Origin of the sequence: Streptomyces sp. NPDC058279, assembly GCF_042881255.1 — a bacterium.
GTDB lineage: Bacteria > Actinomycetota > Actinomycetes > Streptomycetales > Streptomycetaceae > Streptomyces.
The window spans coordinates 15735-28433 of record NZ_JBHVYA010000026.1; the positions used below are offsets into that span (position 1 = coordinate 15735).

5 protein-coding genes are annotated in these 12699 nt (G+C 70.7%); 3 read left to right on the forward strand and 2 right to left on the reverse strand.

What is annotated here, in order from left to right:
• Positions 1 to 50: 50 nt before the first annotated feature.
• Both ACFVXJ_RS29795 and ACFVXJ_RS29800 read right to left on the reverse strand, forming a co-directional pair.
• A complete protein-coding gene (locus ACFVXJ_RS29795) occupies positions 51 to 971 on the reverse strand; it encodes a thioesterase II family protein (RefSeq protein WP_389666400.1) in 921 nt (306 codons plus the stop codon).
• A gap of 46 nt (positions 972 to 1017) precedes the next feature.
• The gene (locus tag ACFVXJ_RS29800; RefSeq protein ID WP_389666401.1) at positions 1018 to 2271 is read right to left on the reverse strand and encodes an MFS transporter; all 1254 of its coding nucleotides are present in this window, start codon (positions 2269 to 2271) and stop codon (positions 1018 to 1020) included.
• A 184-nt stretch (positions 2272 to 2455) separates the two neighbouring features.
• Between ACFVXJ_RS29800 and ACFVXJ_RS29805 the strand changes: the two genes are divergently transcribed.
• From ACFVXJ_RS29805 to ACFVXJ_RS29815, 3 genes are read left to right on the forward strand one after another with little or no spacing between them, the layout of a single operon-like run.
• Entirely contained in the window at positions 2456 to 3649 is a 1194-nt protein-coding gene (locus ACFVXJ_RS29805) for a cytochrome P450 (protein WP_389666403.1), read from the forward strand.
• A 32-nt stretch (positions 3650 to 3681) separates the two neighbouring features.
• Positions 3682 to 10230 carry an amino acid adenylation domain-containing protein gene (locus ACFVXJ_RS29810; RefSeq protein ID WP_389666405.1) on the forward strand — a complete coding sequence of 2183 codons (6549 nt, stop codon included), beginning with the start codon at positions 3682 to 3684 and terminating at the stop codon, positions 10228 to 10230.
• Positions 10231 to 10280: 50 nt separating this feature from the next.
• Complete coding sequence (locus ACFVXJ_RS29815) at positions 10281 to 12695, forward strand: amino acid adenylation domain-containing protein (protein ID WP_389666407.1); 2415 nt, start codon at positions 10281 to 10283, stop codon at positions 12693 to 12695.
• Positions 12696 to 12699: the final 4 nt, after the last annotated feature.

The window sequence follows — 12699 nt, forward strand, 5'->3', positions numbered from 1 at the left end:
GGCCCTCTTCTCTGTGCCTCGGGGGAGGCGGTACGCGCCTCCGGGCGGGCTCAGCCCGCGGGGACGCCGAGCTCGCGGGAGACCTCCGCGAGGACCTCCGGGGCAGCGGTGACGGGGAAGAAGTGGCCGCCCTCCACCATCCGTACGGAGAACCGGCCGGTCACCCAGGGCCGCCATGCCTCGCAGTGACCTGGGGGTGCCGTCTCGTCCTGGAGCCCGCCGAACGCCGTCATCGGTACGGCGACCCGCTCGGCCGGGGAGACCGTGCGGCGGCACGAGTGGAACAGCCGCAGGTCCGCGCGCAGGGTGGGCAGGAAGGTCCGGAGGAAGGCGGGGTCGGCGAGGAGTTCGGGAGGGGTGCCCTGCCAGGCGTTCAGGTAGCCGAGCAGTTCCTCCTCGGACGGCTCGGGTCCCGGTTCGTCCACCATGTGCGGGGGCAGCGCCCCGGCCACGAACAGTGCCCGCTGCCCGGTGGTGGAGCCGACGAGCCGGCGGGTGACCTCGCGGGCGACCAACGCGCCGGTGCTGTGTCCGAAGATGCCGAAGGGGCGGTCCGCGTGCCCGAGGATCCGCTCGGCGATCCGGTCGGCGAGGGCGGCGACATCCGTGAACGGCGCCTCGGCGAAGCGTTCCTCGCGACCGGGGGTGAGGACGGCCTCGATCCGCAGCCCGGCTGGGGCCTCAGCGGACCAGGGTCGGTAGCTGTTCGGGCCGGCGCCTGCGGCCGGGATCAGGTAGAGCAGCGCGTTGCCGTCGTCGCCGTGGTCGGTGAGGCGCCGGAACCAGCGATCCTGGCGCCCGACGCCTATCTTGGCGGCGATGGGCTGAGCCTGCGTGCGCAGCAGCATGACGAACCGGTCGTCCAGTGCCGGGGCGTCCCCGGCGAACTGGAGCCGGCCTGTCGAGTCCACCCAGAGCCGCACCTGACGGCGCCGGGCTTCGCCGATCAGCTGGTCGGCGAGGAATGACATGAGGGCCCCTCTTCTCGTTCGGTTGTCGCGGTTCGCTGGTTGCCGTTCACTCGGCTTGGTCGGGCAGCTCGCGCATCCGGGCCAGGGGAGCGAACAGCAGCGGAATGCAGCTCAGTACGCCGCCAATGACGGCCAGCCAGAGCGCGGGCCGTAGGCCTACAAGGGTGCCGAGGCCGCCGGCGACGAGCGCGCCGGCCGTCCGTACGCCGTTGATGAGGCCCAGGTAGGCGCCCTGCACACGGGAGCGGAAACGATCCGGTGTCAGGGCCTGCTGGATCGACGAGCCGGAGATGTCGCACAGCATCAGGCCCATTCCGGAGAGGAACTCGGCCGCGACGACCAGGCCGAAGGCCACCCACTTGTCGTCGGTCGCGAACGGGACCAGCGCCAGCGCCCCGGGGAATACGACCGAGCCGAGCAGGAAGGTCGGACCGATGCCGATACGCCGGTTGATCCGGCCGGTGACGAAGGAACCCGCCAGCGCGCCCACCGCGCCGAGCCCGAGCGCGACGCCGATCATTCCGGGCGTCAGCTTCAGCTCACGGGCGATGAAGAGCAGGAAGAGCGTGAAGTAGACCGTATAGAACAGGTTGAGAAGTCCGCCGCCGAGGAACTTTGCACGCAGCACCGGCGTACGGCGGACGAAGTTCACCCCGTCCCTGATGTGAGACTTCGACGCGTGCGGTTCCGGCTTCGGCTCCTCGACCGAGACCGACCGCAGCAGGAACGCCGAGCCGAGGAAGGACACCACGTCGATGACGAGGGCCACGGGCGCGGAAAGGATCTGCACCAACGTGCCACCGATGCCCGGGCCGGCCACCCAGGAAAAGGAGAAGCTGCCCCGAGTCAGCGAGGTGGCCTGGACGTAGTCGTCGCGGCGCACGATCGCGGCGAACAGGCTGTTGCTGGACACGTTGAACACCATGGCCAGGGTGCCTGTCGCGAAGGCCACCACCCACAGGTGGGTGAGCGTCAGCGCGTCGAGTGAGTAGGCGATTGGCACGGTCACGAGCACGGCGGCCCGCCCTAGGTCACACAGGATCATCGTGCGGCGGAGCCGGCCGTGGCGGTCGACGAAGCCGCCCACGTGCAGCGCGAAGAGCAGGTTCGGCAGTGAGGCCAGGGCACCGAGGAAGCCCATCTCGGCGGCGGACGCGTCAAGGGCGAGCACCGCGGTCAGCGGGAGCGCGATGGTGGAGACCTGGTCGCCGAGGTAGGAGATGGTCTGTGCGGTCCAGAACCTACGAAACGTAACCTGGTGCAGCAGCCGTGGTATACGGCCTATCAGCTGAGTGGCCATCGATAACCATTTCGGTCGTGGGGGTGGCGGCCACCTCGTCGTCGGTACGGCCGCGCCGGCTCGGTCAATCTACCGGCAGGGAACTTGCCGTACATCCTGGCGTTCGACTGCGCAGATTGCGTCATCGAACAGCGGATATTGTATTTCTGGAGGCAGATGGAACACCGACGAATTTGAGGCGCTCGTGCTGCAGAACATGCCCGCACTTACAGATCCGCTGCTCTACTCCGAGGGCGACCCGTACGAGGTGTGGCGGCGGCTGCGGCAGGAAAGCCCGGTCTCCTGGCACGAGTATGGCGAGCACGGCGGCTACTGGGCCGTCACCACGCATGCCGCAGGACTCGAAGTGCTCACCGACTGGGAGCGTTTCACGTCCACCAAGGGAATCTTCCTGCGGTCAAATTTCAAGGACCCGTACCCGGGCGCCGGCAAGATGATGGCGCTCAGCGACCCGCCGCGGCATGACCAGTTGCGCAAGGCGCTCATGGGTCTTTTCACCGTACGGGCCATCGCGAAAATGGAGGAGCGGACCCGGGACGTCGTCAGGTCCGCGCTGCACGGTGTGGTCGAGGCTGGCCACTGCGACTTCGTCAAGGACATCGCGGCACGCATACCGCTGGCCGTTTCCGCAGAACTCCTCAGTATTTCAATGGGTGATGTGGAAATGTTGGCGAAGGTCACCACGGAAGCCGCCGAGAATTCCAGTGATATCGATGGGATCGAAGCGCAGCAGGCGCATTTCGAGATTCTCAACCACTATTCGCAGATCATCGACGAGAAGCGCCGCAATCCCGGCCGCGACATCGTGTCGGCCCTGACCACCGCGCAGGCCGATGGCCTCGACATCACCGACGACGAGGTGATCCTCACCTGTGACAACGTCATCGTGGCGGCGAACGAGACCACCCGGCAGGCAGTCGGCGCTGGCATGCTCGCGCTCCTGCAGAGCCCGGAGCAGTGGCAGGCGCTGCGGGTCGGCGACCTCAAGCTCAAGACCGCCGTCGAGGAGTTCCTGCGCTGGACCGCGCCGGTCACCCACATCCTGCGCACCGCCCAGCACGACACGGTGCTCGAAAGCGTCGAGATCCGCGCGGGCGACGCCGTCACGGTCTGGCTGCCCTCTCTCAACCGCGACGAGAAGGTCTTCGACCAGCCCGAACGCTTCCTGCTCGACCGCCAGTCCAACCACCACGTGTCATTCGGCGGCGGCGGACACTTCTGCATCGGCGCGAACCTGGCGCGCCTGACCATCCGGATCATGCTCGAGGAACTGGCCCAGCTGCCCGTGGAGATCGAGGTGAGCGGACAACCCAAGCGGATCGCTTCCTACATCCTCGGGGGTCTCACCTCGCTCCCGCTTGAGTTCCGTCCGCACTGACCACAGACGCCATTGGGGAGATTGGGCCGAACATGACCGCAGCGCGAGAACTGCTGGACCGGCTGACCACGGACGGCATACAACTCTGGGTTCAGGACGGACGCTTGCGCTTCCGGCCCTCGGGAGCCCTGACACCCGACAAGGTCGCCGAACTACGCACCCATAAGGACGAGGTTGTCCGCCTCCTGTCGCAGCCGGCCGACGCCGAGCCCGACGAGCTCTTCGACGGCCCGCGCCCAGACACCCTGCCGCTGTCCTACGGGCAGGAGAGCCTCTGGTTCCTCGACCGGCTCGGGCTCCAGGACAGCTACAACGTCGGCACGACGTTCCGCATCGAGGGCGAGCTCGACGTCCACGCCCTGCTGCGAGCCCTCGACGAGGTCGTGCGCCGGCACGAGGTGCTCCGCACCCGCTTCCGGGAGACCGACGGAGTGGTCGCGCAGATCGTCGACCCCCCCGAGCGGGTCCAAGTGAACCGGGTCGACCTGAGCACGGTGCCCGCCGAGGAGCGGGAGGCACGGACCAAGGAACACCTCGCCCGGCACTTCGCCACGCACTTCGACCTGGCCGAGGACCGGCTCGTCGCCGTCCAGTTGCTGAAGCTGGGCGCCACTTCGCACGTCCTCGCCGTTAACGCCCAGCACATCGTTGTGGACGGCCCGTCCATCGGCAGGATCTTCGAGGAGATCAAAGCCCTGTACGAGGCGTTCCGGGCCGGTCTGCCCTCCCCGCTGCCCGAACCGGCCGCCCACTTCGCCGACTACGCGGTGTGGCAGCGCGGACCCGCCGCCGCCGAGGAGCACGCCCGCCAGCTGGAGTACTGGCGCGAACGGCTCGCTGGCGCCGCCGAGGGCCTCGACCTGCCGCTCGACCGGCCCCGGGGCGAGGCCCTCGACTTCGCTGGCGGCAACGTGAGCTTCACCCTCCCCCCCGGGCTCTTCGAGGACCTGCGCGAGGTCGCCGCCCGCTGCTCGGCCACCCCGTTCATGGTCGTCCTCGCCGCCTTCCACGTCCTCATGGGCCGCTGGTCCCGGCAGGACGACGTGTCCGTGGGCACGCCCGTCGACTGCCGCGCCCACGAAGAGACCGCCGACATGATCGGCTACTTCGCCAACACCGTGGTGATCCGCGCTGACCTCTCCGGTAACCCCGCCTTCACCCGGCTGCTCGACCGGCTGCGCGAGACCGTCATCAGCGCCTACGACCACCGCCAGCTGCCGTTCGACCGGTTGGTGGCCGCGCTGCGGCCAGGCCGCAGCCAGGTCCGCCAGCCACTGTTCGACGTCATGTTCTCGTACCAGGGCAAGCAGAACTTCACCCTGGAGGGCCTCGACGTCAGCTTCGTCGACGAGCCCAGCACCACCGCAAAGTTCGACCTCTCGCTCTTCGTGTCTGAGACCGAGGACGGCCTCTACGGGAGTTTCGAGTACGCCACCGCTCTGTTCGACGCCACGACCGTCCAGGAGCTGTCCCGGCTGTTCGTGCGCCTCCTCGAAGGCATCGCCGCCGACCCGAAGGCGCGCATCCTCGACCTCCCGCTGCTCACCCCCGCCGACCGGCCCGAGCTGGTGACCGGCGGCGTCACCGGTCTGCTGCGCGAGGGCTCACTGGCCGGCTGGTTTGAGGAGCGGGCCGCCGCTGCGCACTCCGCGCCCGCCGTTCTGGACGGCGAGCTGACCCGTACGTACGGCGAACTGAACGAGCGGGCCAACCGGCTCGCACACGCGCTGATCCGGCGCGGTGTCGGCCCCGAGCAGGTCGGCGCCGTGTTGCTGCCCCGCTCGGACCTGGCCGTGACCGCTTTTCTAGCGGTGCTCAAAACCGGCGGCGTCTACCTGCCGGTCGACCCCGTCCTGCCCGTCGAGCGCTGCCTCCTGCTCCTCGCCGACGCGCGGCCCGCCGTCGTGGTCACCGACGCGGCCGGCGCGGAGCTGCTGGCCGACCGCGACGACCTCCAGGTGTTGGTTCTCGACGACGAGCTGTCGGCCTGCGTGGAGGAGAGCACGGCGAACCCGTCCGCCACGGGCCACGCCGCCCCGGTCACCGCCGCTACCCCGGCCTACCTGCTCTACACCTCGGGCTCGACCGGACGCCCCAAGGGCGTCGTCATGACCACCGGCGTCATGCTGAACATGATGGAGTGGCACTTCACGACGCTCCCGACCGGACCCGGCCGGGTTACCGCCCAGTTCACCGCCCTCAGCTTCGACGTCTCCGTCCAGGAGATGCTCTTCACTCTGCTTTCCGGCGCGGCCCTGGCGATCGTCCCCGAGGACCTGCGGCGCAGCCCCGAGCACTTCGTGGTCTGGCTCGACGAGCGCGGTGTCACGGACCTGTTCGCGCCGAACGTTGTCGTCGAGCTGACCGTCCGCGCCGCGCTCGAGACCGGCCGCACCCTGCCCGCCCTCGTCCACGTCGTCCAGGTCGGCGAGGCCCTCGTCCTCAGCGACGCCCTGCGCCGCTTCACCGGCGCCGCCCCCGGACGCCGGCTGCACAACCACTACGGATCCACCGAGGTCCAGGTCGTCACCTCGTACGACATGGCCCCCGGCATCGACGGCTGGCCGGAGGTCGCCCCGCTCGGCCAGTCCGTGCGGAACACCGCCGCCTACGTGCTCGACGAGGGGCTCAACCTCGTACCCCACGGCGTGCCCGGCGAGCTGTACGTCTCCGGCGCCTGCCTGGCCCGCGGCTACTTCGGCCGCCCCGATCTGACCGCCGATCGCTTCCTGCCCGACCCGTACGGCCCGCCCGGGACGCGCATGTACCGGACCGGGGACCTGGTCCGCCGCCGCCGCGACGGCAGCCTCGACTACCTCGGCAGGACCGACCACCTGGTTAAGATCCGCGGCATGCGCGTGGAGCTCGGCGAGACCGAGTCGACCCTGCGGCTGCACGAGTCGATCGCCGACGCCGTGGTCCTCGCGCACCCCGACGCGCTGGGCTCCTCGCAACTCACTGCCTATGTCGTCCCGACTGTCCCGGGCGGCGCGCGCTCCTCGGCGGAGCTGCGCGACTGGCTGCTGGAGCGGCTGCCCTCGCACGCCGTGCCCTCCCGTTACGCGTTCCTCGACGCCCTGCCCGTCAACCGGCACGGCAAGACCGACCGAGCAGCCCTGCCGTCTCCGCAGGACCTCGCCGTCGATTCGGGTGCCGAGTACGTCGCGCGGCGCACGGGCGGGGAGCAGGTCGTCGCCGCGATCTGGCAGGAGGTCCTGCGCGTCGAGCGGGTCGGCGCCCTCGACGACTTCTTCACGCTCGGCGGCCACTCGCTGCTCGTCGCCCAGGTCCTGGCCCGGATCCGGCAGCGCACCGGGGCGGAGATCTCGGTGCGTGAGTTCTACGGGCGGCCGACCGTCGCCCGGCTCGCCGAGCTGATCGCCGAGAGCGACGCCGTGTCAGACACGGTCGCCCCGCGCCCGGCCGGCGCGCCCGCCGAGGCATCGTACGCACAACAGCGCATGGTCTTCCTGCACCTCCTCCAGCCCGAGGGCGGCCTCTACAACGTCCAGATCCCGCTGGCCCTTAGCGGGCCGCTGGACCGCGAGGTCCTCGGCGCCGCGCTCGACGAGATCGCCCGGCGGCACGAGGTGCTGCGCACCACCTTCGACCTGATGGGCGAGAACATCGTCCCGGTCCTCTCCGACAAGGCCGTTTTCCCGCTGGAGTTCCTCGACCTCAGCGGCGCGGCGGACCCGGACGACGAGGTGCGGGCCCTGCTGCTCAGCGAGGGCCGGACCGACTTCGACATCATGACCGGCCCCGTCGTGCGCGCCATCGCCGCCCGGACGGCACCCGACGAGCACGTCCTCGTCCTCACGGCGCACCACATCGTCATAGACGGCTACTCCGTGGCCGTCCTGATCGAGGAACTCGGCGCCCTGTACGAGGCGTTCCTGCGCGGTGAGCCCTCGCCGCTGCCGGAGCCGGAGCTGCAGTACGCCGACTACGCGGCCTGGCAGCGCCGCCGTCTTGAAGGCCCCGTGCTGCGTGACCACCTCTTCTACTGGAAGCAGTACCTGGCCGGCACTCCCCACACCATCGAGCTGCCCGCTGACCGGCCGCGGCCGACCGTCCCGGACTTCGCCGGCGACGCCGTCGGATTCACCGTGGGCACCGCGCTGACCGCGAAGCTGCGCGCCCTCTCGGGCCGCGAGCGGTCCACACTGTTCATGACCACAATGGCCGCGTACAGCGCCTTGATGCACCGGCTCAGCGGCCAGGACGACGTGTGCGTCGGCTACTTCTCGGGCTCCCGGCCGACCGTGGAGACCGAGCCTCTGATCGGGCTCTTCGTGAACACGGTCCCGGTCCGGTCCCGCGTTGTCAGCGGCCAGACCTTCGGCGACCACCTGAAGCGCGTCCGCGAGTCCGTGCTGCTCGGCGACGCCCACCGCGAGCTGCCGTTCGAGCTGCTCGTGGACGAGGTCCAGCCCGAACGCGACGTGTCCCGGCACCCGATCTTCCAGGTGGCCTTCAGCTACTACGCGGCGGCCCCGCAGGAGACCGTCGACACCGAGGCCGGTCTGCGGATCTCCCCGTCCTCCGCATCGTCGGGTACCTGGGCGGCCAAGTTCGACCTGACCCTGTACCTGCGGGAGTCCGAGGACGGGCAGCTCCTCGGCGACCTGGAGTACTCCACCGCCCTCTTCGACCGCGCCACCGTCGAGCGCTTCGCCGAGTACTACGTACGGCTCCTCGAAGGCATCGCCGAGGCACCGGGCACCGCCCTGGAGGCCCTGCCCATGCTCGGTGACACCGAGCGGCGGCGGGTGCTGGAGGACTGGAACGACACCACCGCCCCGGTCTCCGAAGCCACCCTGCCCGCGCTGTTCCAGAAGCGGGCCGCCCTCGCACCGGCCGCCTCAGCCGTCCACTTCGCTGACACGACCCTCGCCTACGGCGAGCTGAACGCGGCCGCCAACCGGCTGGCCCATCACCTGGTGGCGCTCGGCGTCGGCCCCGGTGACTTCGCCGCCATCGCCCTGCCGCGCACCGAGCGGATCATGGTCGCCGTCCTTGCCGTCCTGAAGGCGGGCGCCGCCTATGTGCCGGTCGACCCCGGCTACCCGGCCGACCGGATCGCGCTGATGCTGGACGACGCCGAGCCGGCGATCGTGCTCACCTCGACGCGGGTCCAGGACCGGATCCCGGACGGCGGCCCGGCCCACCTCGTCCTGGACGCCCCCGACACGCTCGCCGCCGTCGCCGCGCGGCCCGCGCACGACCCGACCGACGCGGACCGCACCGCCCCGCTGGACCAGCTGCACCCCGCGTACGCCATCTACACCTCCGGTTCCACGGGACGGCCCAAGGGCGTCGTCGTCGCCCACCGCAGCGTCGCCAACCTGGCGGCCTGGGCGGGCGAGACCTTCGCACCCGAGCAGCTGTCCCGGCTGCTGGCCGCGACCTCGCTCAACTTCGACGTTTCCGTCTTCGAGATGTTCGGCCCGCTCCTCAACGGCGGCTCCGTCGAGATCGTGCCCTCACTGCTCAGCCTCGCCGACCCGCCTGCGGGCCGGCAGTACACCGGCTCGCTGCTCAGCGGCGTGCCCTCGGCCCTGGCTCAGATTCACGGCACCGGCGGCCTGCACGCCGAAGCCGGCACGGTGGTCATGGCCGGTGAGCCGCTGTCCGCGAAGGCCGCCAACGACATCTCCGGCGCCGTCGGCGCCGGGCTCGTCGGCAATCTCTACGGACCCACCGAGTCCACCGTGTACGCCACCGCGTGGTTCACCCGGGAGCCCATCGAAGGACTCCCGCCGATCGGCCGCCCGATGCGCAACACCCGAACCTACGTCCTGGATGCGGCGCACCAGCCGGTGCCGGTGGGCGTGGTGGGCGAGCTGTACCTGGCCGGTGAGGGCCTGGCCCACGGCTATCTGAACCGTCCCGACCTCACCGCCGACCGCTTCGTGCCCGACCCGTACGGTCGGGCCGGCGGCCGCATGTACCGCACCGGCGACCTGGTCCGCTGGACCTCCGAGGGCGAGCTGGTCTGCCTCGGCCGCGCCGACGACCAGGTGAAGGTGCGCGGCCACCGCATCGAACTCGGCGAGATCGAGGCACATCTGACCGCCCACCCCGACGTGGAGCAGGCCGTCGTCGGCGTGCAGGTCCTGGGCTCCGGCGACAAGCGGCTCGTCGCCCACCTGGTGTGCCGCGTGCCGGTGTTCGCCGACGCGCTGCGTGAGCACCTGGAGGGCAGGCTGCCGGGCTACATGGTCCCCGGCGCGTTCGTCCCCGTCGACGCCCTCCCGCTGAACGTCAACGGCAAGGTGGACCGCTCCGCCCTGCCGGAACCCGAGGACGACGGCGGCCCGGACGGCGACCACGTGCCCCCGGTCACCCCGCTGGAGAAGGAACTGGCCCAGATCTGGGCCGACGTCCTGTCGTGCGACCGGGTCGGCCTGAACGACAACTTCTTCGCCCTCGGCGGCCACTCTCTCCTCGTCACCCAGATGAGCATCCGCATCAGGCAGCGCCTGGGCGTGGAGATCAGCCTGCTCGACGTCTACACCACCGAGAACCTGGGCGAACTCGCCCTGACCATCGCCCGCCTGAACGGCATGACGCAGTGACTCACCCGTCACGAAAGGGGAACGCAGTGTCCAATGAAGGAACTCCGGATGTGACGCCCGGCGACGACCTCGCCGCGGTGGCCTTCCGGCTCCGCACGGAGCTCCGCGAGCAGGTGGCGGAGACGGCGCACCGTTACGGAACGGGCGAGCGTGCCGTCCTGCTCACGGCCCTGCTGGCCGCGCGGTTCCGGCACGTCCGTCGGGAGAGCGCCGAGATCCTCCTGTCGCCCGGCGACGAGCGGATCGTCCCGCTGACCGTCAGCGGCGACCTGAGCTTCGCGGAGCTGCTCCGCGCGGCCGACAAGGGCCTCGTCGACGGGCCCGTGGCCGAGCCGGCCGATGACACCGCGTCCGACGGCTCCGTCGAGCGCTTCGTCTTCCGGTATGCCGAAGGCGAGGACGGCCCGGGGCCGGCCGCGCCCCCGGGTGCGGCCGGCCGCGTCCACTGCGTCGTTGAGTCCATGGACCCGGAGGTCACCGGTCGGCTCTCGGCGGGCTCGCTCCCCTCCGGGTGCACCGCCGAGGAGTGGACCGCGCGCTTCCTGACCCTCCTGGAGGACGCCGTCCTGCGTCCGGAGACTGCGGTCGACGAACTGGCCCTTCTGCCGCGCGAGCGGCAGGCGGAGCTGGCCGCCGCAGTCAACGCGGAGTACGAGGAGTACCGCGAACTGCGCACCCTGCACGGAGCCTTCGAGGATACCGTCCGCCACCACCCCGGCGCGGTGGCGATCGAGGCGGGGGGTCGCGCGACGACCTACGCCGAGCTCGACGGCCGGGCCAACCTGCTCGCCCACACGTTGGCCGAGGCCGGTGTCGGTGCCGAGAGCCTGGTCGCCGTCTGCGTCGAGCGCTCTGCAAACCTGGTGGTGGCCCTGCTCGCCGTACTCAAGCTAGGGGCCGCTTTCGTCCCGCTGGAGCCCTCCCTGCCGGCCGAGCGGGTGGCCGTGATCACCGGCGACGCGCGGGTGGCGGCCGTGGTCGTCCAGGAGTCCCGTACCGAACGCCTCGAAGGGCTCGGCGTCCCACTGGTCCCGGTGCCGGCCGACGGCTCGGCGCCGTCCGCGCCGGAGGCGGCCGTCACCCTGGATCACGCGGCGTACGTCTACTACACGTCGGGATCGACCGGCACCCCGAAGGGCGTGGTCATCGACCACCGCTGTGCGGCTGGCCGCCTGGAGTGGCTGGGCCGCCGCTACGGCCTCACGCCGGGCGACCGGGTCATCCACAAGACGCCCCTCATCTTCGACGTGGCGATCTGGGAGATCTTCGGCCCGCTGAGCGCCGGGGCGACGGTCCTGATGGCCGACCCGGGAGCCGAGTCCGACGTGGTGCACCTGAGCCGGCTGCTCTCCACCGAGCGGACCGTCTTCGTGCACTTCGTCCCCTCGATGCTGAACGCCTATCTCAACCTCGCCCCCGAGGTGGAGTGCCCCGACCTGCGCTGGGTGCAGCTGTCCGGCGAGGCGGCCGGGGTCCGACTGCTGGAACGATTCGCCGAGCGCTTCCCGGCCGAGCTCCACAACCTGTACGGGCAGACCGAGACCTCCGAGGTGGCTGGCTGGGAGGGCCGCTCCTACGACGGCCAGGGCGGCCTGCCCATCGGGCGCCAGATCGGCATCTACCGCCTCTTCGTGCTCGACGAGGCCCTGCGGCCCGTACCGCCCGGGGTCCCCGGAGAGCTGTGCGTGTCCGGTGACGGCGGCCTGTCCCGCGGCTACCTCGGCCGCTCGAGCCTCACCGCCGAGCGCTTCATCCCGCACCCCTACCCGGTGGCACCGGGCGAGCGGCTTTACCGTACCGGCGACCTGGTCTCCGTCGACGCCGACGGGCAGATCCAGTACCTGGGGCGGGTCGACAACCAGGTCAAGATCCGCGGCTGCCGCGTCGAGACCGGCGAGGTCGAGGCCGTGCTCGCTAACCACCCCGGCGTCCGCGAGTGCGCCGTCACCGTCTTCAAGGGCGAAGAGGGCGACAACCAGCTCGCCGCCTACGCCGTGGGCGACGCCTGGAACGTCGACGCGCTGGGCGCCTATGCCGAGGAGAGGCTGCCCGGCTTCATGCTGCCCGCCGTCTACATCCGGCTCGACGAACTGCCCCACACACCCTCTGGCAAGCTCGATCGGCTTCGGCTGCCCGCGCCGAGCCTCGACGACCTCCAGGCCCGGGCCGGCGGCGACGCGCCGCAGGGCCCGCTGGAGGAGCAGGTCGCCGAACTGTGGCGGGAGCTCCTCGGCGTGGACCGGATCGGCCGTGCCGACGCCTTCTTCGCCGTCGGCGGCAACTCGCTGAAGTCTCTACAGCTGCTGAACCGGGTCCAGGCGACCTTCGGCGTGCAGGTCTCCGTACGTGACTTCTTCGCCATGCCGACCATCGAGGGCGTGGCCGGAGCCGTCGAGAGGGCTCTGACCGACCTCGTCGCCGGGCTGTCCGACGAGGAGGCGGCTAGGCTGCTCGCCAGGCTCTGAGCCG